Raw genomic sequence first — 23024 nt, 5'->3', positions numbered from 1 at the left:
TGATGTACAACGCATTTTTTTCTGAAAATAATTGCCTCATTGGCATTGTGCTTCCGCTCATGTAAAATCAGTACACAAGCTTCTGAAGTGAAAGGAGACACCTTCTTGAAATCCATACTCATCGTCGAAGATGAACAAGCCATTGCCCGTGTGCTGGCTGCCTATCTTCGAAAAGCGGGATTCGACGTTCGTCATGCAGCGGATGGACCCACTGCCCTAACTTTATTTGATTCGGATGTGCCTTCCTTGGTATTGCTGGATGTAATGCTGCCCGGAATGGACGGTTGGGATCTGCTACGAATCATCCGCGAAAAAAGTGCTTGTCCCGTCATCATGTTAACCGCATTGGATGATATTCAGGACCGTCTTAACGGGCTGAATGCCGGTGCTGACGATTATATGAGCAAACCCTTTGTGCCCGAGGAAGTGGTCGCCAGAGTCAATGCTGTGCTTCGCCGCAATCCACACTGGACAGCTGAAGGTGAAGGCAAACGTTATTTTGGTAATCTGGTCATTGATCTGGCTGCCAAACAGGTACTTTTGAACGGTGCCGAGGTTGCACTCACACCACGTGATTTGTCACTGCTCCTGTTTCTATCAGAATACCCCAACCGCACATTCACCCGGGACCATCTGATTGAACAGGTATGGGGCATGGACTATGACGGAAGTGACCGGGCTGTGGACCTGTCGATCAAACGGCTGCGTCAGGCATTATCCCACTGGCTACCTGAAACGGGAGAAATCCGGACTTTACGGGGAATGGGGTATCAATTTTGGATCGCCAACTAAAACGAAATACAACCAAACGTAAAACATCCATTCTGTCCTACTGGACGCTTCGATATTTTCTTATCCTCTGCATTGGTTTCACCATTATTGTTGCAGGGGCACTTTACTGGATCAGAACTACTTCCATTGAAAAAGGTCTCAAAACGGCCCAGCTGCTAGGGTTGGAAATTGCCGAAAAGGTAACGGGAGCGGAAAACAAACTGCATATTCCCCCGGATCTCGACAGGCTCGTGGACAAGCGAACCAAGCTTTTCAATACAGATAATTACTTTTGTATTATGGTGCTCGACAACAATAATCAATTGATCTATTCCAAACCAAAAATGACGCAGCAAGATGTATATAATCGGCTGTCTGATGACCTACGCGAACCAAGAAACAAAAAATTCGCCGGGGTGACGGTCAACGTCACAGATGACGATCAGACACTCGGTAAAGTGTGGGTCATGCAATCCAAAAAGTCCATTGCATACAATCCGGAAACGATGCTTGTGGTATGCATCCTGTTCGTTGCTTTAATTCTGTGTGGTTGGCTTACAATCTACCTCCTGTCCCGCAAGCTCTCCAGGCCTATTCGTCAAGTCGCCCATGCCGCAGAGCAGATTCGAAACGGAAACTATGAAGTCAATTTGGATCTGAACACACGGGAACGGGAGATGAATGAACTCGTTGAATCTTTTCGCGAGATGTCCATCCGTTTGCAGCAATTGGAGGAATGGCGTGCCCTGTCACTTGCTGGGGTAACCCATGAATTGAAAACACCGGTAACGTCCATTAAAGGACTCGTGATGGCTGTCCGGGACGATATCGTCAGTCCGGGGGAAGCGAAGGAATTTCTGGACATCGCACTCAAAGAATCCGAACGTATGGAACGTATGGTCGCTGACCTGCTGGATTACAATGCGATGAGCGCTGGAAGTGTTGCTGTTCGTCGGGAACCCATAGATCTGAATTTGCTGGTGGGTGAAATTATGTATCAGTGGAAAATCGCGTATGAGGAAAAGTCTCCCGAGATTGAATTGCATACACCTTCGGGTACGCTCTATACCATCGGTGATGCCCTTCGAATTCAGCAGATTATTGTCAACCTGCTCAATAACGGACTGCAAGCAGCCGCTTCCGACCAAGCTGCCGTCTTTCATATCCGTTTGCGCGCTGAGGCGGACAACTTGTTTGTTGATGTGCAGGATAACGGTACGGGTATTACTAAAGAAGATCAACCCAAGATCTTCGAACGTTTCTACCGTGGCGAGATCAAAAAACGCCGTACCCGTGGGCTAGGTCTGGGACTGACCTATAGCCGCTTGCTTGCTCGAGCTCAGGGAGGGGATTTATCCCTGACCTCCAGCAGTCCTGAAGGCAGCCTTTTCACCTTAACTTTGCCACGATGGTCTGGTCCAGAAAAAACAGAGATAGAACCATCTTACCGCGCAACGGCTAACGCGTAGCAGGACACGATGTCTGCATGTCATAAACGGGCTTACTTCATCTACCAAAGAACCATGAGCAAACGGCCCATGGAACTTGCTGAAATATCGAATAGCCCGGCATTCCTTCATAGGAACCGGGCTATTCATAATGTGACAGTGGTCGGTGATATTCATATACAAGCTAAGTGGTCATTACTCGCGGCATATATTCTGCATACGCGTCATTAATGAATCGCTCATGTAATGGACTGCTGGCAATAATGGCTTTCCGCTTGGCTTTTAAAACAATCTGCTCCACATCCGCATAACTGCATCCTGTGAGGCGTTCACACGTGAATTCTTCCAGTCGGCTCTCCTGCTCAAACTGCCCCATCAGCTTGTTAATATATAATCTACGGCTCGAGTCATCCGGCATCCCATAAGTCATTTTGGTATCAAATCGCCGCCATATCGCATGATCCAGCTGTGTCTCCAGATTCGTAGCGGCAACCAGAATGCTATCACCATCGAATTCATCAAGACACTGTAACAATGTATTGACGACACGAGCCATTTCTTTAACCTCATCATTACTTTCACGTGTACGACCTACGGCATCAAATTCATCTAGAAATAGCACACAGGGATTAGCCCGTGCATATTCGAATAGTTTACGGACATTGCTTCCCGTCTCCCCAAGATGGCTATGAATAATGGCATCGAGTCTCACAAGGACCAGCGGAAGCTGAAGTCGGTGTGCAAGATGGAAAGCTGTTAATGTTTTGCCTGTGCCCGGAGGACCAAACATCACCATTTTGTTCGGCAATGGCACATCATGTTCTGCAAACTGATCTTTCATACCGAGAATGGTAATAAACTCCTCCACAACTCGTTCATTGTCTGCGGTGAATACAATATGCTTTGCCTTGCGTCCACACTCTTTCGGTGAATAAAAAGCGGCCATATCGATGCCTTTAGCTCGGGGTATCCGATTTATATGGTTGATTTTGCTCATCGTTGATCGTTCTCCTTCTTCTATGTCTCAAGGGATCATCCAAGTTAAATACTATCGATTCAATCTCATTCATAAGTTAATGATCTTTTAATCGTAATTATTACTATTAAATCATATCATAATACGGCCTCTTTGCAAAGTTTATGTGAATTGTCCATCATTTTGCGTAAGGTCCGTCCAATTTGTTGCAAGCCGTAACAAAATTTGCTATTCTAAATATGCATCGTTGTGTATAACGCAAAAAAGCCCTCTGTTTACTCGAGAGAGCGAAAAATTTTCCAGATTTGCAAGCGGCAACTTGCCAAATTCCGGATGTTCTTTTATACCAACGACTGTAATCCAAATCCAATTAAAGTGAGGTTATCAATCATGGCAAAAGACGTATTATGCGAGGTTAATTCTTGTCGTCACTGGGCAGAAGAGAACAAATGCAACGCATCTTCAATCTACATCGTGAGTCACAGTTCCAAAAAAGTAAGTGAATCCGCTGAAACGGATTGCAAAACATTCGAAGTAAAATAAAAATTCAAATTGTACAAGTTAAAGGAGCCCTCGTGGTTCCTTTTTCTTTTTCTATTGTAACAAGAATGATAATTATTATCAAGCTCTTTTCTACAAAATCTGAACTCCCCTCTCTTCATGCACATTGGACTGCCTATTGACGTACACTACGAGAGCAGTCAAACTGCCCATGAACGAATATATCATAGAGGTGAGTAACGATGCCCGTAAAAAGTGGCAAACAGTATATCGAACGGATCGATGCCCAGACGGTCCCCTGCTGGTACAAAGGAGAGCTTGTAACTGGAAAACGTTCTGAACATTTTGCGTTTGCAGGTTTAATGGAAACACAAGCAAAGTTGTACGATCTTCAGTCCAATCCACATTTGATCGATACGATGACTTATGCATCCCCAGCTGACGGAAAACCAGTAGGTATGTCCTTTTTGCCTCCAACCAGTGTTGATGATCTGCGCAGACGCCGAGAAGCAATGAATATTTGGTCAGGGACTCACCATGGTTTTTTGGGACGATCACCCGATTATATGAACACAGCAATTATGGCCTTTTATACTGGGGCAGATATTCTTGAAGAAGTATCGCCACAATACGCCGAAAATTTGAGAAACTACTATGCCTACTGCCGGGATAATGATATTACCCTCTCCCATGCCTTTATCCAGCCTCATGCCAGTAAAATTTCGGGACAATTGGACACGACCGAAGATGCAATTGCTGCCAAAGTGGTTGAGCGCACTGAAGAAGGTCTGATCATCAATGGTGCATTTATGATGGCCACTCAGGCCGCCACGTCAGACGAAATCCTGGTGTATCCTTCTCCGTCACCGGCACCGTTCGACGATGAAAATCCGTTCGCTTTTGCTTTTGCTGTACCGAATGACCTGCCTGGAATTAGTCTGATCTGCCGGGATACCTACGCAGCCGAGTCCAATTTCAACTATCCACTCAGTTCAAGATATGAAGAGATGGACAACATCGTCATTTTTGACCATGTGCTTGTTCCTCATGAACGGATATTCTTCGCCGGTAATGAGGAAATGTCCGGCCGCCTTTTTAGCGGAAGCCATTTTCATATTCACGCAGGACATCAGGTCATATGTCGCTATATTGCCAAAACGGAATTTGTCCTGGGCATCATTCAGCTACTCGCGGACACACTCGACCAAGCTGCCGAAACTCATGTGGTGGAGAAAACAGCCAGGGTACTGTCCAGCCTTGAAACGTTAAAAGCACTGGCTCTGGCATCAGAAGCCGGTGCTATAACAGATGGACGGGGATTTGTATTACCTGCTCCCAAACCATTAATGGCAGCAAATCTTATTTTCCCCAAGCTGTATCCTGAGATGATTGAAATCTTGCAGCTCTTGGGTTCCAGCGGCGTAATTATGGTGCCACAGGAAGAAGACTTCCGCTCCGATATCGCGCCACACCTGGATACGTACCTGAGAGGGACCGACATGGTATCCCAAGAACGCACAGCGCTGTTCCGCCTGATCTGGGAGCTGGGAGCAGGATCTTTTGGAGGTAGACAGACCCAGTTTGAACGGTTCTTTTTTGGCAACACGATCACCGTGTCGAACCGGCTGTACTCAGCATGCTTCGAAGATCAATCATATCGTCAGCTCGTTCGTAATTTTATTGCCAAAAACGGGAAATAAGAATGAGGAATGACCCCCTCGTTTAAACCAGATGGTCGTAGACCGTCATCAGTTCAGAGGCTGGTCTGCCTGCGTCGGTGTCCCGAAGTGCAGACTGGTCTCCGTAACCGATGTGGAATACACCCAATACCTTTTCCTCACGCGTTAAACCCATCAAATTCATAAACACGGGATGCTGTTGATAATCATTGATCTTCCAGACGGCATTCAAACCTTGTTCCGCTGCCAGGATGCAAAAACGTTTGCTCCAGGCTTTTGCAGGCAATAAATGGTCCTCCCTGGCACTTAAAGGGGCGACAACAACCAGATGTGCCGGAATAGCTTCTGTATATTGATATGTAGCCCAGTCCCCGTAACGATCTGCCAAATGTGGTGGGTAACTCTGTCTGACCGCCTCCAGATACAGTTGACGTCCTTCATTCGCGAACAACATAAACCGCCAAGGCTCTGAACTTATCACATATAAAGATGGATCTGCTTCATCCAGCAACCGTCTTATAACCGACTGTGGTACAGGCAACGGGCTGAACTCACAAGTTCCTGTACGTTTCTTGCCGCTTACTGCATCTTGTCTCAAACCGGTAGACATGGCTCATCCCTCCTTAATCTGCACGATATATCACAACATCCCTTGTCTTGCTTTACATCAACCAGTTTTTTTTCGGTTCAGTCTCATTTCTCCACCGATCGACCTCTTCATGCACTCTGGCTTTGTCCCGAATCGTAAATTGGTCAGACTCCACCTTCTCTGTGCTCGGAATGCTGTCACGAATCAGTCGAATATAATCCATCGAACGGACAAGCGATTGACGTCCCGGGATATATCGAATCTTGCGACCTTCAAGCAAACAATAGATTTCGATCATGCCTGGCAGCTTGCCAAATGCTTCCCAGCAGAACACGCTCACCATATGCTGGAACGCCTCAACCACGTTTGGATCATGGACAACCATATATTTTTGGATGAGCAGTGAATCCCAGCCCTCTGGCTGCCAGGCAGCCTGGAAGATCATGGACAGATGCATCGACAAGGTAGGAAGCTCCGTTCGCCATTGTTCAAATAGAATGGTCGGATGCTTCAAATCATCGTTCATGGCAATTGCAAGGGATAATTCATCCGTAATTTTGTTTTTTACATCCCAGTAATGAAGTACCGATTCAAATCCGGTTGCCTTTCTAGGCCACCACTTTTCGAGTAAATATTGTACAGGCACCTCTTTGCGCACTTCCGGGTCCATACTGTAAAAAGCATTAACTGCATGGCTGACTGCATATTGTACACGGTGTCTCCATTGCAACGGTGAGCGCTGTTCAGCCTCCGGTTCCGGGCGGATGAAACGATACGGGCTGCGCAGCATCTCTTCCAATCTGTAATCTTCAAGCAGCCGTACCGGGGTGTCTGACATTCCCGCCTGCAGAGCTGCCTGAACATTATGTCTTAACATGAGTCCTTAGGACACCTGTAATCCGGCAGCAGCAAAACGTTTGCCAAAGTCACGGCACGTATCCTTCTCCTGCTCCATCGGACTGTATTCAATCTTCAGCATCTCTGGAGATACCTCCGCCCCACGTTCCACCAGCTTCGCTGCCGCAAGATCAACGGCTCCGCAGTATTGCTCGTAAGAAGTATCCCCGCTTCCGAACACTGCTGCCCGTTTGCCACTCAGATCTAGCTCATCCAGCTCTTCGTAAAAATCGAGGAATTCATCCGGCAGTTCACCGTCTCCCCACGTGTATACTCCAATGAGAAACCCGTCATAATCAAGTACATCAGCCGCATTGCAATCCGTTACGGACTTGAGATCAACTTCATGCCCACCTTGTTTAATTCCTTCGACGATCAGTTCCGCAATCTCTTCCGTATTTCCTGTCATACTTGCATAAGCCACTAACAATTTAGCCATCTATTTTTCCCTCACTTTTTATTGGTCATGTCATACTGTTCCTGAAGAAGTAACATTTGAATTTATCAAAATCATATGTGATAATGATTATCATTGTCAAATTAAATTTTCAATCGGTTTCCATTTCAGTATATGGTGATGGACCAAATTCAACACCATATTAGGCACTGCACCCTTTCAGGCGCCTACCACAACTGGCGTACAGGCCCTTTTTTGTTGTACAATAGTATCCAAATGACTTTTGAAGGATGGATAAATCATTATGTACGTAGCAAAGAACTGGAAGGACTATGAAGTAATCGATACAGGAGGCGGCGAAAAGCTGGAGCGTTGGGGCGATGTGATTTTGCGTAGACCCGATCCACAGATCATTTGGCCCCTTGAAAAAGAAACCAATGAATGGCGCCAGGTTCACGGCCATTATCACCGCAGTTCTTCGGGCGGCGGCAGCTGGGATATGAAAAAACCGATCCCGGAACGCTGGACCATCGGATATGAGAACCTGAAATTTCATATTAAACCAACCAGCTTCAAGCATACCGGTCTGTTCCCTGAACAAGCGGCCAACTGGAGCTGGATGATGGATAAAATTGCTGGGGCAGGCCGTCCCATCTCTGTACTAAACCTGTTTGCCTATACAGGCGGTGCAACAGTTGCTGCTGCTTATGCCGGAGCTTCAGTTGTGCACGTGGATGCAGCTAAAGGCATGGTACAGTGGGCCAAAGAAAATGTTCAATTATCTGGCCTCGCGGATCGTCCTGTTCGTTTCATTACAGATGATGTATTCAAATTCGTACAGCGCGAACAACGTCGCGGCAACCGGTATGACGCGATTATTATGGACCCGCCTTCCTATGGCCGAGGCCCTAACGGTGAGACATGGAAGCTGGAAGAGAACCTCTATCCTTTCCTTAAATCCTGTATGGAAATTCTGTCCGATAACCCATTATTCATGCTGGTCAATTCCTACACAACCGGGATTTCGTCTACCGTTCTGCGCAACATGCTGACAATGACGATGTCTGCCCAATACGGCGGTCAAATTACAGCTGGTGAAATTGGTCTTCCAATTACCCGTAGTGGTCTGGATCTGCCATGCGGCATCTTGGGCCGCTGGGAGTCCTGATGATGTCCGAACATTCGCAAACAATGGGAGATATTCCGATTCTGTTTGAGGACAATCATCTGTTAGGCATCACGAAACCGGTCAATGTACCTACCCAGGAAGATGCATCAGGTGATCCGGATTTGCTTACACTGCTGAAACAGGATTTGAAAGAACGCTATAACAAACCTGGCAACGTCTATCTCGGATTAGTACATCGTCTTGACCGCCCCGTTGGTGGTGCCATGATTTTTGCCAAAACATCGAAGGCGGCTTCAAGATTATCCGAGACGGTTCGGGGACGTCATTTCCGCAAAATATATGCGGCTGTTGTACATGGCAAGCTACCTGCACAGCAAGGAACGTTAAAACACACGCTGCTGAAAGATGCACGTACCAATACCGTCACCGTTGTGCCTAAAGGTACAGCCGGCGGTAAAGATGCTGTGTTGGATTACCGGGTCATCGGTGAAACCGACCGTTACAGTCTGGTTCACATCGAACTGCACACAGGTAGATCTCATCAGATTCGGGTCCAAATGAAAGAGATGGGCTGCCCCCTGTTTGGAGATCAAAAGTACGGTGCAGGTGTGAATAAGCCTGGACAACAAATTGCTCTCTGGTCTGCCATCGCTGCTTTTCCCCACCCGGTAACGAAGGAAGAAATTGTCCTGCAGTCCCTGCCTCCCCGTGAATTCCCATGGACAGAGTGGCCGGCGGCTGTCTATGATAAAGCATTTAAAGCAGAACATTAATTGATATATTTAAAATAATCATTCACAGGATCAGGTCAAATCTGACCGTAAACCGTGTCATCCAGATTCCCTATCTGAATGGCGCGGTTTTTTTTACTCCAATGGAAAGGAAGACCTACTATGACACCTTTTACGAAACAGGTCGTCGCCATCATCGCAGCAATCCCTGAGGGAAAAGTCATGACGTATGGACAGATTGCCGCTCATGCAGGCAGCCCGAGAGCTGCCAGGCAGGTTGTACGCATTCTGCACTCCATGAGCCGGAAGGAGCGCCTTCCCTGGCACCGCGTCGTCAATGCCAAAGGTCTGATAGCCATTCCTGACGAGCATTCACGCCTCATGCAGGAAACGGAGCTCATTAGCGAGGGCGTTGAATTCCAGATGGATGGAAGCATCAACCTCAAACTCTTCGGTCATGATCCTGATCCTACCTTCCTCCTTGATCTATCGACCGATGAAGAATAAAGTCAACACAAGGCATAATAAAAAGAGAGTTCAAGCAGTGTGATCTGCCTGAACTCTCTTTTGTATATATAAGGCCTTTATTGAATGAATAATAACAGTAATCTAGCTTGATTTATGCTGTTGCATTCACTTTTTGTTGCTCAGTTGTTACAGGTTCTGTAGCCGGTTTTGTTTTACGGATAAAGAACGCCAGCAGCAAAGCAACTACAGTCATCGCAGTTGCTACAACAAACGCATAGTTTACGCCGTAGATAGTTGCATCAGCGGTAGCACGAAGCATTGCAGCCTTATCATCTGTAGCGATTTGGCCTGTAGCCAGAGTATCTGCCAGATGGGATTTCAGTTTACTACTCATAATCGTAACGAGAATCGCTGTACCAATCGCACCCGCAACCGTACGCAATGTGTTGGACATCGCTGTACCATGTGCATTCAGGCGCTGTGGAAGTTGATTCAGACCCGCTGTTTGAATTGGCATCATCAACATCGACATACCGAACATACGAGCTGTGTAGATAAACATCATGTAACCATAAGTAGTGTCAATCGAGAGGCGGCTGAGTCCCCAAGTCGTAATAGCCGTAATTGCAAGGCCGGCAACGGACAACCAGCGTGCTCCAACTTTGTCAAAGATGCGACCTGTGATTGGAGACATAATCCCCATCAAGATGGCGCCCGGCATCATCAGCAAACCAGATTCAATTGGTGAGAATCCACGAATATTTTGCAAGAAAATCGGAAGCAAAATCATACCTGCGAACATCGCCATCGTAACAAGCATGTTAATGATCGTTGTTAATGTATACATGTTGTATTTGAAAATACGGAACTCCAACAGCGGATGATCGGTTGTCATCTGTCTAATTACGAACAGGATCAGGGATATGGCCCCTACGACCAGACAAGCAATTACAATTGCACTGCCCCATCCGTCTGTACCCGCATCACTGAAGCCGTACAACAAGCTACCAAAACCGAGTGTAGATAAAATAACACCTGGATAGTCCAATTTAGGTTTGGATTGACGTGTTACATTTTTAACAAACGCAATACCGATTGCAGTTGCAATAACGGAGAATGGCAAAATGATATAGAACAACAGTCTCCAGGAATAATGCTCAACCACATAACCTGACAGTGTTGGTCCAATGGCCGGAGCGAGAATCATCGCGATCCCCATCGTACCCATAGCCTGACCACGTTTCTCAATCGGGAAGATCGTCAAGAATACAACTGTCATCAGAGGCATCAGGATACCTGCACCTGCCGCTTGAATAACACGACCTACCATCAGAATACTAAAGTTCGGACTTAAACCACAGACCAAGGTTCCTAATGTAAAGAGCGTCATAGCCGTAATGAAAATTTGACGTGTCGAAAATTTGGCGATCAGATACGCCGTAACTGGAATCAATACACCATTGACGAGCATATAACCCGTAGTCAGCCATTGGGCTTTATTCGCGCCGATGCCGAGGTCCTCCATAATTTTAGGAAGAGCTACGTTCATCAACGTTTGGTTCAAGAAGGCGACGAATGCACCGATTAACAATGCGGCCACAATCGGGCCTTTCTTAATATTGTCCATCGCTGAGGATGGCGCTGCTGCTGCAGTAGTACTCATTGGTTGTTCATCTCTCTTCCTTCTAACTTTTCAATCATTTGATTATGAATTCTTAGCAGGTGCCCCAGGTCTTCCTTCGGGATATCCAGAATAGGTGACACTCGCTCCATCCACAATTGGTGTGTTTCCTGCTGGGCCCGTTCCCCCTTGCCCGTAATCTGAAGTTTTACGGATCGACGGTCCGAGTCGGAACGGGTTCGAACAATGTACTCACCCTTGACCAGACGCTCCACCACAGCACTCATAGAGCTGCTGCCCATATGACAGAGCTCAGCCACTTCATTGATACCAATCGAAGGGCGCTCTCTCAAAATGGATAACACCATAAATTGAATCGAAGTGAGCTCAATTTCCTTGTTTTCATTCCAGAATGCCCGGAAGAGCATTTGATTGACCTGCCTAAACGAATTAATAATGTAGAATACTTCGTATGTGTCAGACATTAATTCACCCTTTTACTTATGGAATATAATATTTCGTACACGAAATATCAGGGGAACAATTACTTATTATAACAAAAATATTTACATAGTCAACTCTTTACATATAAATTTTTAGAGATTATTCTCAGCCATTCAAAGCAGGTAAAACTCTTTAAAGTAAACATCAATAAAAAATAACCACGGCCCTCTTGCATGTTCAGCAAGAGTTCCATGGTTACTATTATTCGTCTGTCCATTGGCATTAAGATGTGGACAAGGCATGCTCTTTTGTTTTTGGTGTCGTCATTTTGCCTAATAGATATACTAGCAACTGCTGGTTATGCATTGAAATATTGCTGAGAACGGAATTCATAAATTCATTGCGAATGGTGATTCCCCGCTCAGTCTCCATGCGTCCCTTATCAGATAGGGATACCCATACAATTCGTCGATCCTGATCATCCCGATCCCGGCGAATCAGTCCGTTTTTCTCCATACGATCCAACAACATCGTTACTGCTGCCGGTGTTGTAGCCAGAAAAGGAATCAAATCGGATGGTTTCATCTTCTCGTGATCCTCAAGAACCTCCAGTACAGCCAGCTGCGCCTCTGTTAACGAGGGTGCCAGCTCATGATCCATATGCAGCTTGTAGTCCTTGGTCAGCCTCGACCAGCACTTGGCAAAATCGGAATTATACATCTTGAATCGCTCCTCTCTGCAACCGGTTATCACTTCACCTGCTTAAGTTTTCGCCCTTAAAAGCCGCATTCCTGCTGCCTTTTTTCAATTTCCTAGCGATCGACCGTAATCGACGAAGGTTGTTAAACTTCGCATGGTGGTCCTCTATTAATCCGCGTCTGAACAACAAAATAAGACTCTTTACATGACAGGTTTCCCTGCTCTGTAAAGAGTCTTTATTGAATCCTGATTAGGAGGAAGAAGCTGCCTGATTCTCTGTGAGATCCATGATAAGCTCCACAATTTCATCCTGTTTGTCCACATGCACAAGCAATTTACCAATATGTTTCCGTTCAGTAATAGGTACAGCTTCGGAAGAAATGTGATGTGATTGACCTTCCTTGGTCATCACCGTTACATTTCGTTGTTCCCGACAATAGAACGCTCCGGCAATTCGGCTACCGTTCGGTTTCACCCGTTTGCCTTCCTTGAATTCAAATGTTGCCAGTCCCTTGCCGCCACGGCTCTGCAGAGCATAATCCAGCAGTAACGAGCGTTTGCCATAACCCAAGTCAGACAATATAGCAACCTCACCTTCATCGCCTTCCACCCACAGAACAGATACAACTTCATCCGTTTCTTTTAACTGAATACCACGTACGCCTCCAGATACACGCCCCATCGGATTTACTTCATCCTCACGGAAACGGATAGCCATGGCTTCTTTGGTGATCAGCATGATATCCTTGCCACCTGTACTTAGATGAACGGATAATACCTCATCATCTTTGCCGACTTTGCATGCGGCTACTGCGCCGGAACGCTTGGTGACGTATTCCTTCAGCTCGGTACGTTTAACCTGTCCTTTGCGGGTGACAAAGACCAGACTGTGATCCGGCTCTTCGAAGGATTTAACAGCAAGCACACTTGAGATCCGATCGTCTTTTGCCAGCGGAATAACGTTGACGATCGCCGTCCCCGGGTCTTTCCATTTGAATTCCGGTACCTGATGCACAGGTAACAGGAAATACTGCCCTTTCTTCGTAAATACCAGCAAGTTCTCCAGCGTGTTAACTTCAAGGACCTGAGCGATATAATCGCCTTCCTTCACACCACTTGCATTACGTTCCCCACCGGATCGTGTGAATGACTGCATGCCTGTACGCTTGATGTATCCCTCTTTGGACAAAGTGACAAATACATCTTCCGCGTTCACCAGCACTTCCAGATTAACCTTGAGTTCTTCCACTTCGCCCTGAATGGCTGAGCGACGGTCAATTCCGTATTTCTCACGAATCTCCATCAGCTCTTTGCGAATGACTCCGATTAGCTTGCGATCACTATCCAGAATGGAGCGTAATTGCGCGATCTTCTTCATCAGTTCGCCGAGTTCCTTTTCCAGAGAAGTAATCTCCAGATTGGTCAATCGGTATAATTGCAAAGTCAAAATGGAATCCGCCTGACGTTCGGAGAAACCAAACATCCACATCAGGTTATTTTGAGCATCCTGACGGTTCTTCGAAGCTTTGATAGCCGCAATGACCTCATCAAGGATGTTAAGAGCTTTTACCAGACCTTCCAGGACATGTGCACGGTCTTCCGCCTTCTCCAGCTCAAAGCGGGTACGGAACGTCACAACTTCACGCTGATGGGCAATATAAGCCTCGAGGATTGATTTCAATCCCAATTGCTGAGGGGCTTTGTTTACAATCGCAACCATATTGAAGTTGTAAGTGACCTGCAAGTCTGTTTTCTTCAGCAAGTAAGCCAAAATACCTTGTGCATCGGCTTCTTTTTTCAGCTCAACCACGATCCGCAGGCCTTCACGCCCACTTTCATCCCGTACTTCGGCAATTCCTTCAACCTTTTTCTCCAGCCGAATGTTCTCCATCGCTGTAACCAGACGGGATTTTACGACCTGATAAGGGATCTCGGTAATCACGATTTGCTGTTTGCCACCGCGCATATTCTCGATATCGGTTTTGGAGCGGAGATAGATCCGCCCTTTACCTGTGCGGTAAGCATCCAGAATGCCGTCGCCGCCCATGATTAGCCCACCTGTCGGAAAATCTGGACCTTTCATAAACATCATGATCTCATCCAGTTCAATCGACGGCTTCTCCATCACAGCAATACAAGCATCAATGGTTTCACGCAAATTATGTGGAGGGATCTCTGTTGCAAAACCTGACGATATCCCACTTACACCATTGACCAGCAGGTTCGGATAACGTGATGGTAATACAACCGGTTCTTTGGCCGTATTATCAAAATTATCTTTAAACAGAACAGTCCGTTTCTCGATATCGCGAAGCATCTCCATTGCGATGGGCGACAAACGGGCCTCCGTATACCGCATAGCCGCTGCCGGGTCATCATCCTGTGACCCCCAGTTTCCATGACCGTCCACGAGCATATGCCCCATTTTCCATGGCTGTGCCATCCGTACCATCCCATCATAGATGGAGGAATCCCCGTGAGGATGGTAATTACCCATAACATCCCCAACTGTTTTTGCGGACTTCCGATATGGTTTCTCCGGTGTATTACCTGAATCGTACATTGCGTAAAGAATACGCCGCTGCACCGGCTTCAATCCATCCCGTACATCGGGAATGGCCCGGTCCTGAATAATGTATTTGGAGTAGCGACCGAAACGGTCACCCACGACCTCTTCGAGAAAGGCCGGCATAAATTGTTCTGATAGACTCATTCCAAGCACCTTCTATTCTTCGTACTCTGTAAAGTCGACGTTCTCTACAATCCAGCGTTTGCGCGGATCAACCTTATCACCCATGAGTGTAGATACACGACGTTCCGCTTTTGCTGCATCGACAATTTCCACTTTGAGCAATGCGCGTGTTTCAGGGTTCATCGTTGTCTCCCACAGTTGATCCGGGTTCATCTCGCCAAGTCCTTTATAACGTTGAAGCTCCACATTGTTTCCAAATTCTTTCATGTAATTCGCCAGCTCTTCATCAGTCCAGGCATAACGTACACTAGCCATTTTTCCTGATTTGCGTGTGAGTTTGTATAATGGCGGCTGAGCGATATATATTTTGCCTGCATCAATGAGCGGTTTCATATAGCGGTAGAAGAAAGTAAGCAACAATACCTGTATATGTGCGCCATCCGTGTCGGCATCCGTCATAATTATGATTTTGGAATAATTGCTGTCTTCAACTGCAAATTCGGTTCCAATACCTGCTCCGATAGCCGATGTAATGGCACGATATTCTTCATTTTTGAGGATATCGGCCAACTTCGCTTTTTCTGGATTGAGCGGTTTACCTTTAAGCGGGAGTATCGCCTGGATCTTGGAATCACGTCCCTGTTTGGCTGAACCCCCTGCGGAATCCCCTTCGACGATAAACAATTCATTCCGGGTAAAATCCTTGGATTGTGCCGGAGTCAGTTTGCCGTTCAGGTTGGAGCTTTCACTGCGTTTTTTGCCGGTTCGCATCTCATCCCGAGCTTTTCGTGCAGCTTCTCTGGCTCTGGAAGCTTGAACCGCTTTGCGAATCAACGTTTGCGCAACCTGCGGGTTTTCTTCCAAAAACCGTTGGATATTCTCGGACACGACAGAATCTACTGCGCTTCGTGCGGAAGCGCTACCGAGTTGATCCTTCGTTTGTCCTACGAATTCAACCTCCGACATTTTGACACTGATGACCGCCATCATGCCTTCACGAAGATCATTACCTTCGAGGTTTTTATCTTTTTCCTTAATCATGCTGGTACGCCGTGCGTAGTCATTCATCACACGTGTATAAGCTGCTCTGAATCCGGTCTCATGTGTACCGCCGCCCCTAGTGGGAATCGAGTTCACGAACGACGCCAGCGTTTCGGTATAACCCGCGTTATACTGAATCGCTACTTCGACCTCAATGTCATCCTTCTCCGCATAGAAGTGAATGACATCATGCAGCACATCTTTATTTTCGTTAAGAAAAGCAACAAACTGGCTTGCTCCGCCTTCGTACATGTACTCATCCTGATTGCCTGAACGTTCGTCCTTGAGCACAATTCTAAGACCCGAATTCAGAAAAGCAATCTCCTGAAGACGTTCTGCCAGTGTATCATAATTAAATTGAATGCCGTTCTGGAACACCCGAATATCCGGTTTAAACGTAACTTTGGTTCCCGTTCGATTGGTATTGCCCAATACTTCGAGACCAGACACCGGTTCTCCGACATGCTCAACGCCTTTTTTGTCTTGCCAATACTCGAATCGTTGACGATGAATCTTGCCATCACGGAAAATCTCGACTTCAAGCCATTCGGACAATGCGTTCGTAACTGACGCACCTACACCGTGCAAACCGCCGGATTTTTTATATCCTGATCCACCGAACTTTCCGCCTGCGTGCAAAATCGTAAACACGACCTGGGGAGTAGGAATCCCTGTTTTATGTATACCTGTCGGAATTCCCCTTCCGTTATCCTGAACCGTAACAGAACCGTCCTTATGCAGCGTGATATCGATTTTGGAGCAGAATTTGGCGAGATGTTCGTCGACAGCGTTATCCACGATTTCCCATACCAAATGATGTAGACCCGAAGTACTGGTGCTGCCGATGTACATCCCCGGCCGTTTCCGTACCGCTACCAGTCCTTCAAGTACTTGAATGTCGTCCGCGTCGTAGCCTGAAGACCCTTGTCCTCCGCCTGTCGAACCTGCCGACATATCGATTTGCTCGACCATTCATGCTCCCCCTTCTTAACTTGCAACTAAAAAAATGCCTGAAATGCAAACAGATGTTTTCTTATCCTTGTCCATTTTAATTCAAGATATCCCGTTTCGTAAAGACAATGAATGACACAAAGAGTGAAGCAATGCCCCAAACACTAAGCACAATAAGGGAAAAACCTAAATTCATCCCTTCGATTGGTGGCAATCCGCCAGACAAATAATTCGGAAGTTCGAGGTTAACCATAAACAAATATTTGGCTGACTGCCAGGATGCAGCCATACTGGTGAGAATAGTTCCTGCTATGAGTGCTGCCATCATGATGACAATACTTGCTGCTGTACTTCGCACTAATACAGAGACCATGAAGGCAAGCATCGCCACAATGATACTGACGAACCAGATCAGCCCTGCCTGCATTAGCATATACAGCCACTGGTCCACAGCATGGACTGCAGACATATCGACATCTGTACCCACAACCTTGAATCCGGTAAAGATCGGCATACCGAAACCTTTATATCCGAATACCGCTCCCGAGATGACATAACAGATAACGTACGCCGACACCACAATAATCGATACGAACATAATCAACGTGATGAGCTTGCTCAGCAACACTTTCCAACGTTTGACGGGACGGGTCAGTAGCATTTTAATCGTACCTGTGGTGCGCTCACCGGATACCAGATCCGAAGCAATCGCCATAATGAGCAGTGGTATAAACAATCCAACGGCGTTATTCATGAATTCCCGCGTAAAAGTTACACCGCCAGGCTCTTTCGGATTGATGTCATTCTCCAGATAGTATTGCATTTGCTGGATGTACACAGTCCTGTACTTTTTGTATTCTTCAGGTACCCGGTCACTGCCAAGCGAGTTCTGATTATCCGTAATGGCTTGTTGCAGTTCAAGCCGCCAGTCGCCGCCAAACTTGTCACGATTATTTTCCGCAGATTTCATCTGGGCATACGTAAACATCGGAACCAGGACCGCGAGTACGATAAAAATAATATAAAGACGTTTTTTCTTTACCATCTTGATCGTTTCGTTTCGGATCAGCGGCATGATGTTACTCAATGGATTCACCTTCTGTCATTTTTAAGAATAGCTGTTCCAGCGTAGGCTGAATCCGCTGCACTCCTTCAACCTGAATTCCGGCTTGCACCATTTGCTGCACCAGGGCCGGAATCCGATCTTCATGCATTTCAGCAACGACCGCATTCAGACCAAGCCCTGCAACAATGGTATCGTCCATAACATCAGCAGGCCGATCCACCAGGGAAATACCTGCATTCAGCAGCATTTTTTTACCTTCCTCCAACGGAGTAACATGCCATATCGCCAATTTGGAATGGTCTTCAATCAGTTCATTGACACCGCCAACTGCAAGCACGCGCCCGGCACTGATAATTGCCACCCTGTCACAAAGAAGCTGAATCTCGCTGAGCAAATGACTACTGACGAACACTGCCATGCCTTCGCTTGCAAGCTGTTTGATAAAGACGCGAAGTTCCTTAATCCCTTTGGGATCAAGTCCGTTCGTTGGCTCATCCAGAATCAGCAGTCGTGGGCGACCAAGCAATGCCTGTGCAATGCCAAGTCGTTGACGCATCCCCAGAGAGTAGGTTCTTACTTTATCATGAATTCGCTGATCGAGGCGTACAATATCTACAACTTCCTGAATACGGTCATTATCCACCCCTGGCTGCATACGTGCAAAATGCTCAAGATTCTCCCATCCGGTCAAATACGTGTACACTTCCGGGTTTTCAACAATGGAACCCACATATTTCAGGGCCCGTTCAGGATCACGGTTGACATCATACCCACAGACTTGAATTTTACCTTCTGTCGGTTTAATCAGATCGACTAGCATCCGAATGGTTGTTGTTTTCCCGGCACCATTGGGTCCCAGAAAACCAAAAATTTCGCCTGGTTTAACGTCAAAAGTAACATCCTTAATGATCCATTTGCGTCCAATCTTTTTCTTCAGATTCTGCACCGACAATACGGAATCAGTCTGTTCTTGTGCCATTTATTTTCCGCTCCCTTCTGCTGGAGTCTCTGCCCGATATTCCTGTGCAATCCGAACCGCAATTTGCTCGTAGCCTTCTCCATTGGGATGAAAATGATCTGACGACAGATATTGTCCCAGATGATTTTCAAACAGATCAAATGTAGGCACAAGTGTCATCTTGTCCTCGTTGTTCAGAACCTTCATTGCGGCATCGTTCCACGCAGCTACAACCGCATTTCCTGGCTCTTTGAGTTCTTTCACATCCCCAAACGGATTGTATAGCCCTATGTAGGCAATCTGTGCATCAGGGTTAATTTCTTTCACTTTCTTCAAGATCTCCTGCAAACGCTTCGACGTCTCCGGTAATGCCGCAGCAAGTGTCTCTGCCGTTGGAGCGTCTTCTCCCTGTAGAACCTGTCCACCCTGGAACAGATCATTGGCTCCGATCGACAACAGAATAAAGTTGGACTGTTGTAAGACATAACGTACGCCTTGTTCATCTAGCTTGCTCAACAATGCGTCTGTTCTCAAACCATTCACACCCATATTGTTAAGCACTTGCACATCATATCCCTGATCTTTGAGCAAATTACCTGCCCGCCTTACAAAACCAAGCCCCTCATCATCCCCCGTACCTCTTGCCAGGGAATCACCGATTACAGCCATTTGAATTTTGCCATCTTTCACCACAGGTGTTGATTGCCCGCTATCCTTGGCAGGTGTCGTTGTCTGCTGTCCTGTACCTAATTGGGCATCTCCCTCAGGAAAAATGACGTCTTTAATGGCGTATCCAAATCCAAATAACAGCAGCAATGTTGTCAATATGGATACTGTGCTAATGGTTCTCCAGATCCATGGCGCTGAATCAAGATTTCTTTTTTTCATTCATCACATCTCCGCTCATGTACACCTGGCTGGGTGCTTAAAATTTAAAATGATTTTACATTAAGATGACGCTTTTTCTAAATAACATAAATGTTCTGTCGTTAATTTGCAAATTTTGCCGCTGTATTAAGCAGAATTCAGTTTCAAATATGCTTTTACAAAAAAAAGGTTATGTCACGCACAGCTTCCAGCTGTGATGACATAACCTTTTTTTGAACTAAAATCAAAATATTCTTCAATAAAATGAATTAGTTACCGATAAATTCTTGAGCCCAATATCCGTTGTAGAATCCAACACCAATTTTCGTAAAGTTTTTGCTTAGGATATTCGCACGGTGGCCTTCGCTATTCATCCAGGCTGTAACAACCTCTTGAGGTGTTTTTTGCCCTTTCGCAATATTCTCGCCAGCATAGCTGTAAGTTACTCCAAATTGTTTCATCATGTCAAACGGAGAACCATAGGTCGGTGATTGGTGATCAAAGTAATTGTTGTTGCTCATGTCTTTAACTTTGGCTACAGCCACTTTGTCCAAAAGAGCATCGGAAGCCAATGCGCCCAGGCCAGCTTTGGCACGTTCAGCGTTCACAAGTTTTACTACTTGAGCTGCAAAATCCGATTGTGTGCTCTCGCTACCACTGTTACCTGTATTGCCTGTAGTCGTTCCAGTTCCAGTTCCATTATTTGAAGGATCTTTGGCTGGTGTAGTTGCCGGTTTCTCTTCTTGAGTTGGTTTTGCAGGTGTTACCGGTTTTGCAGGTGTTGTCGGTTGAGCAGGTTTAGTAGTTTGATCAGGCTTTGTTGCAGGCTTCTCTACCGTTGTTTGCCCTTCGCCAGTGGATACAGTGTAACCATTATCTTTCAGCCATTTTTCAATGTACGCTTTTAAGCTATCCGCACTCGTAATTTTAAACGTTGTAGTATTAGTAGTTGTTTTATATGATGCATCTGCAGCGGAAGCAGGGAGCATAACCCCTACGGCGAGTACGGCTGTCAGACTGCTGGTTACCACGGTTTTCATCCATTTCTTCTTCAAATTCATTCATCTCCTTAGGAATATTAGTTATGACAACTTTGTAATTAATACTCTAGCAGTATATCAAGTGAATAGTAGATTGTGAACCCATAAATTATGGAAAAGTAACTTTTTTGTCATTTTTATAACCTGTTTCAAGTGCGTGTGGACGGTTTATAGTACATTGCACCCAATCCTGCAATCAGCTCTTAAAACGCTGGTATATCAACTAAAACTCTAACCATCAACCTTAAAATACGGTATAAAAAAATGGCATCCGGACAAAAAATCGCCGAATGCCACTTATCTTTTATTTATCATTCACCACAAGAAAAACGTGAAGATCGCGATATAATAAAACTCTTTTTCTATAGAAGGACTTTACTGAAACGGTAGCCTCTCTTCTGGAAACCAATATGCTCGTAGAAAGAATAGGTTGTTGAAGTCACTTCACGGTTCGCTCCGGTGACAAACAATTGTTTCCCACCTTGCTGTCTGCCCCAATCCTCGGCACGAGCCATCAGACGACGGCCAATTCCTCCCCCACGGTGTTCTTGTCCTACTATCAAGGACGTAATTTGTGCGGCAGGTTCCGGATAGGCATGACTTTGCACACATTGCAAGCCAATCACACCAATAATCTGTTCATCCACTTCGGCAACAAGCATGCATGCGTTTGGATTACTTTCCAAACATTCAATGCGCTCTTTCATGACATTGGCTGTTGTGGGATAGCTGACCTCTCGCATCAGTCCCGTTACCGCTTCAGCATCTCGCAGTTCACACTCTCGGATCATCAGTACAGGGGCCTCAACATTATTGGACATGATTTACCTCCACTTTCAGCATATTAGCGGCTTGTACCGCTGTTTTACGAGCTTCTTCCACATCTTGGCCGGCACTTAATGCTACGGCCATTCGGCGTCCCACTTTGGTCTCAGGTTTGCCAAATACACGAACCTGAGTACGAGGAAGCGCCAGTGCTTCTTCAATCCCGCCTACAGTAAAGTCAGATGTTTCATCATTAGCCTTCAGCGTTGCTGAAGCTCCCGGTGTCAGTAAATGTACACCTGTGACCGGAAAACCAAGAATTGCACGCACATGCAGCGCAAACTCGGAACTATCTTGCGTTACCATAGTAACCATGCCTGTATCATGCGGACGAGGCGATACCTCGCTGAACACGACTCCATCTGATGTCAGGAATAATTCGACCCCGAACAGTCCATAACCACCGAGTTCATCCGTAACAGACTTGGCAATATGACAAGCTTGTTCCCATTGCTCCGGTGTCATCGCATGAGGCTGCCACGATTCGACATAATCCCCATCTTTCTGAATGTGACCAATCGGAGGACAAAATACAGTCCCTGAGACAGATCTAACAGTGAGCAGCGTAATTTCGCTGTCAAACTTCACAAAGCTTTCCACAATGACTCGTACGGATTTGCCACGTGCTCCCGAAAGAGCAATGTTCCAGCAATCCTCTACGTCACCCGATGTACGGCATACACTCTGCCCTTTACCGGAAGAACTCATTAGTGGTTTGATGACGCATGGTGTACCCAATTCACGAACAGCTTCCTGAAGTTGTTCCAGGTTGTCCGCAAAAAGATAGGCCGCTGTCGGAAGGTTCAATTGTTCGGCTGCCAGACGGCGAATGCCTTCGCGGTCCATCGTTAAACGGGCAGCACGGGCCGTAGGAACGACACAAAATCCTTCTTCCTCAAGCTCGAGTAAAGCTTCTGTTGCGATTGCTTCAATCTCAGGTACGATGTAATGAGGTTGTTCCTTTCGGATCAATTGTTTCAGAGCTTCGGCATTTAACATGTCGATGCAGTAAGACCGATGCGCAACCTGCATGGCAGGTGCGTTTTCGTAACGATCAACAGCGATCGTCTCTACTCCCAGTCGTTGGGCCTCAATAACGACCTCTTTTCCCAATTCTCCGCTGCCCAATAGCAGCATTTTTTTGGCTTGAGCCGAAAATGGAGCACCCCACATGTTCTTTCCAATCCTCCCAAAGAGAAATCTTCTATATCTATCTCTCTATTTTCGGGGTTTT

The 23024-nt window shown here is 46.3% G+C and carries 22 protein-coding genes; 7 read left to right on the top strand and 15 right to left on the bottom strand.

The features are described from left to right. Nucleotides 1–105: 105 nt before the first annotated feature. Both G3352_RS14450 and G3352_RS14445 read left to right on the top strand, forming a co-directional pair. The gene (locus G3352_RS14450; protein ID WP_091000319.1) at nt 106–792 is read left to right on the top strand and encodes a response regulator transcription factor; all 687 of its coding nucleotides are present in this window, start codon (nt 106–108) and stop codon (nt 790–792) included. Continuing rightward, nucleotides 777–2240, top strand: coding sequence for a HAMP domain-containing sensor histidine kinase (locus G3352_RS14445; protein ID WP_163757441.1), 1464 nt, complete (start codon nt 777–779; stop codon nt 2238–2240). Before G3352_RS14450 ends, G3352_RS14445 begins: the two co-directional genes overlap by 16 nt. A 163-nt stretch (nt 2241–2403) precedes the next feature. Here G3352_RS14445 and G3352_RS14440 read toward each other — a convergent pair whose 3' ends face one another. Next, a complete protein-coding gene (locus G3352_RS14440) occupies nt 2404–3216 on the bottom strand; it encodes an AAA family ATPase (protein WP_163757439.1) in 813 nt (270 codons plus the stop codon). 369 nt (nt 3217–3585) lie between these two features. Here G3352_RS14440 and G3352_RS14435 point away from each other — a divergent pair, with 369 nt between their 5' ends. Then, the gene (locus tag G3352_RS14435; RefSeq protein ID WP_090807335.1) at nt 3586–3738 is read left to right on the top strand and encodes a DUF1540 domain-containing protein; all 153 of its coding nucleotides are present in this window, start codon (nt 3586–3588) and stop codon (nt 3736–3738) included. A gap of 200 nt (nt 3739–3938) precedes the next feature. Continuing rightward, the gene (locus G3352_RS14430) at nt 3939–5396 is read left to right on the top strand and encodes a 4-hydroxyphenylacetate 3-hydroxylase family protein (RefSeq protein WP_163757437.1); all 1458 of its coding nucleotides are present in this window, start codon (nt 3939–3941) and stop codon (nt 5394–5396) included. A gap of 22 nt (nt 5397–5418) precedes the next feature. Here G3352_RS14430 and G3352_RS14425 read toward each other — a convergent pair whose 3' ends face one another. Genes G3352_RS14425 through G3352_RS14415 form a run of 3 tightly spaced genes read right to left on the bottom strand, consistent with a single transcriptional unit; the run spans nt 5419 to nt 7300 of the window. Beyond that, nucleotides 5419–5985, bottom strand: a complete 567-nt coding sequence (locus G3352_RS14425) for a nitroreductase family protein (protein ID WP_163757435.1) — start codon at nt 5983–5985, stop codon at nt 5419–5421. A 52-nt stretch (nt 5986–6037) separates the two neighbouring features. After that, nucleotides 6038–6841, bottom strand: coding sequence for a hypothetical protein (locus G3352_RS14420; protein WP_163757433.1), 804 nt, complete (start codon nt 6839–6841; stop codon nt 6038–6040). A gap of 6 nt (nt 6842–6847) precedes the next feature. Further along, nucleotides 6848–7300 carry a flavodoxin gene (locus tag G3352_RS14415; RefSeq protein WP_064636952.1) on the bottom strand — a complete coding sequence of 151 codons (453 nt, stop codon included), beginning with the start codon at nt 7298–7300 and terminating at the stop codon, nt 6848–6850. A 262-nt stretch (nt 7301–7562) separates the two neighbouring features. On the opposite strand from G3352_RS14415, the gene G3352_RS14410 reads away from it, so the two are divergent. The 3 genes from G3352_RS14410 to G3352_RS14400 all read left to right on the top strand — a co-directional run bounded on the left by G3352_RS14410 (nt 7563) and on the right by G3352_RS14400 (nt 9625). Next, a complete protein-coding gene (locus G3352_RS14410; RefSeq protein WP_024630567.1) occupies nt 7563–8426 on the top strand; it encodes a class I SAM-dependent methyltransferase in 864 nt (287 codons plus the stop codon). Nucleotides 8427–8449: 23 nt separating this feature from the next. Further along, nucleotides 8450–9160, top strand: a complete 711-nt coding sequence (locus G3352_RS14405; protein WP_345940759.1) for an RluA family pseudouridine synthase — start codon at nt 8450–8452, stop codon at nt 9158–9160. 120 nt (nt 9161–9280) lie between these two features. Then, nucleotides 9281–9625 carry an MGMT family protein gene (locus G3352_RS14400; RefSeq protein WP_163757429.1) on the top strand — a complete coding sequence of 115 codons (345 nt, stop codon included), beginning with the start codon at nt 9281–9283 and terminating at the stop codon, nt 9623–9625. Nucleotides 9626–9737: 112 nt separating this feature from the next. On the opposite strand, the gene G3352_RS14395 is transcribed toward G3352_RS14400, so the two are convergent. The 11 genes from G3352_RS14395 to purT form a co-directional block, all read right to left on the bottom strand. Beyond that, entirely contained in the window at nt 9738–11249 is a 1512-nt protein-coding gene (locus G3352_RS14395; protein ID WP_099858367.1) for a DHA2 family efflux MFS transporter permease subunit, read from the bottom strand. After that, a complete protein-coding gene (locus G3352_RS14390) occupies nt 11246–11692 on the bottom strand; it encodes a MarR family winged helix-turn-helix transcriptional regulator (RefSeq protein ID WP_163757427.1) in 447 nt (148 codons plus the stop codon). The genes G3352_RS14395 and G3352_RS14390 overlap by 4 nt, the downstream gene beginning before the upstream one ends. A gap of 241 nt (nt 11693–11933) precedes the next feature. Next, nucleotides 11934–12371, bottom strand: a complete 438-nt coding sequence (locus G3352_RS14385; RefSeq protein WP_063563171.1) for a MarR family winged helix-turn-helix transcriptional regulator — start codon at nt 12369–12371, stop codon at nt 11934–11936. Between the two features lie 229 nt (nt 12372–12600). Then, a complete protein-coding gene (gyrA, locus tag G3352_RS14380) occupies nt 12601–15063 on the bottom strand; it encodes a DNA gyrase subunit A (RefSeq protein ID WP_076288996.1) in 2463 nt (820 codons plus the stop codon). 12 nt (nt 15064–15075) lie between these two features. Next, the gene (parE, locus tag G3352_RS14375) at nt 15076–17055 is read right to left on the bottom strand and encodes a DNA topoisomerase IV subunit B (protein WP_099858369.1); all 1980 of its coding nucleotides are present in this window, start codon (nt 17053–17055) and stop codon (nt 15076–15078) included. A gap of 76 nt (nt 17056–17131) precedes the next feature. Then, nucleotides 17132–18121 (bottom strand): ABC transporter permease, encoded by a 990-nt coding sequence (locus G3352_RS14370; RefSeq protein ID WP_063563174.1) that lies wholly within the window; start codon nt 18119–18121, stop codon nt 17132–17134. After that, a complete protein-coding gene (locus tag G3352_RS14365; RefSeq protein ID WP_163757425.1) occupies nt 18114–19079 on the bottom strand; it encodes an ABC transporter ATP-binding protein in 966 nt (321 codons plus the stop codon). Before G3352_RS14365 ends, G3352_RS14370 begins: the two co-directional genes overlap by 8 nt. Beyond that, nucleotides 19080–19946: a GDSL-type esterase/lipase family protein gene (locus tag G3352_RS14360; protein ID WP_163757423.1), complete on the bottom strand. Its 867-nt coding sequence runs from the start codon at nt 19944–19946 to the stop codon at nt 19080–19082. It abuts the gene before it with no gap. 248 nt (nt 19947–20194) lie between these two features. After that, the gene (locus tag G3352_RS14355) at nt 20195–20980 is read right to left on the bottom strand and encodes a CAP domain-containing protein (RefSeq protein WP_240343078.1); all 786 of its coding nucleotides are present in this window, start codon (nt 20978–20980) and stop codon (nt 20195–20197) included. Between the two features lie 347 nt (nt 20981–21327). Then, the gene (locus G3352_RS14350; protein ID WP_062328403.1) at nt 21328–21786 is read right to left on the bottom strand and encodes a GNAT family N-acetyltransferase; all 459 of its coding nucleotides are present in this window, start codon (nt 21784–21786) and stop codon (nt 21328–21330) included. Then, complete coding sequence (purT, locus tag G3352_RS14345; RefSeq protein WP_163757420.1) at nt 21776–22963, bottom strand: formate-dependent phosphoribosylglycinamide formyltransferase; 1188 nt, start codon at nt 22961–22963, stop codon at nt 21776–21778. The genes G3352_RS14350 and purT overlap by 11 nt, the downstream gene beginning before the upstream one ends. Nucleotides 22964–23024 lie beyond the last annotated feature (61 nt).

The sequence above is a fragment of the Paenibacillus sp. ALJ109b genome (assembly GCF_010747435.1).
GTDB classification, from domain to species: domain Bacteria; phylum Bacillota; class Bacilli; order Paenibacillales; family Paenibacillaceae; genus Paenibacillus; species Paenibacillus taichungensis.
This window is presented reverse-complemented; position numbering and strand designations above follow the sequence as displayed.

Bases quoted from the DNA above. Each gene is read 5' to 3' on its own strand.
- G3352_RS14390 (WP_163757427.1), bottom strand. From the start codon at position 11,692: ATGTCTGACACATACGAAGTATTCTACATTATTAATTCGTTTAGGCAG.
- purT (WP_163757420.1), bottom strand. From the start codon at position 22,963: ATGTGGGGTGCTCCATTTTCGGCTCAAGCCAAAAAAATGCTGCTATTG.
- parE (WP_099858369.1), bottom strand. From the start codon at position 17,055: ATGGTCGAGCAAATCGATATGTCGGCAGGTTCGACAGGCGGAGGACAA.
- G3352_RS14440 (WP_163757439.1), bottom strand. From the start codon at position 3,216: ATGAGCAAAATCAACCATATAAATCGGATACCCCGAGCTAAAGGCATC.
- G3352_RS14415 (WP_064636952.1), bottom strand. From the start codon at position 7,300: ATGGCTAAATTGTTAGTGGCTTATGCAAGTATGACAGGAAATACGGAA.
- G3352_RS14405 (WP_345940759.1), top strand. From the start codon at position 8,450: ATGGGAGATATTCCGATTCTGTTTGAGGACAATCATCTGTTAGGCATC.
- G3352_RS14410 (WP_024630567.1), top strand. From the start codon at position 7,563: ATGTACGTAGCAAAGAACTGGAAGGACTATGAAGTAATCGATACAGGA.
- G3352_RS14425 (WP_163757435.1), bottom strand. From the start codon at position 5,985: ATGTCTACCGGTTTGAGACAAGATGCAGTAAGCGGCAAGAAACGTACA.
- G3352_RS14395 (WP_099858367.1), bottom strand. From the start codon at position 11,249: ATGAGTACTACTGCAGCAGCAGCGCCATCCTCAGCGATGGACAATATT.
- G3352_RS14365 (WP_163757425.1), bottom strand. From the start codon at position 19,079: ATGGCACAAGAACAGACTGATTCCGTATTGTCGGTGCAGAATCTGAAG.
- gyrA (WP_076288996.1), bottom strand. From the start codon at position 15,063: ATGAGTCTATCAGAACAATTTATGCCGGCCTTTCTCGAAGAGGTCGTG.
- G3352_RS14420 (WP_163757433.1), bottom strand. From the start codon at position 6,841: ATGTTAAGACATAATGTTCAGGCAGCTCTGCAGGCGGGAATGTCAGAC.
- G3352_RS14400 (WP_163757429.1), top strand. From the start codon at position 9,281: ATGACACCTTTTACGAAACAGGTCGTCGCCATCATCGCAGCAATCCCT.
- G3352_RS14430 (WP_163757437.1), top strand. From the start codon at position 3,939: ATGCCCGTAAAAAGTGGCAAACAGTATATCGAACGGATCGATGCCCAG.
- G3352_RS14435 (WP_090807335.1), top strand. From the start codon at position 3,586: ATGGCAAAAGACGTATTATGCGAGGTTAATTCTTGTCGTCACTGGGCA.
- G3352_RS14385 (WP_063563171.1), bottom strand. From the start codon at position 12,371: ATGTATAATTCCGATTTTGCCAAGTGCTGGTCGAGGCTGACCAAGGAC.
- G3352_RS14350 (WP_062328403.1), bottom strand. From the start codon at position 21,786: ATGTCCAATAATGTTGAGGCCCCTGTACTGATGATCCGAGAGTGTGAA.
- G3352_RS14360 (WP_163757423.1), bottom strand. From the start codon at position 19,946: ATGAAAAAAAGAAATCTTGATTCAGCGCCATGGATCTGGAGAACCATT.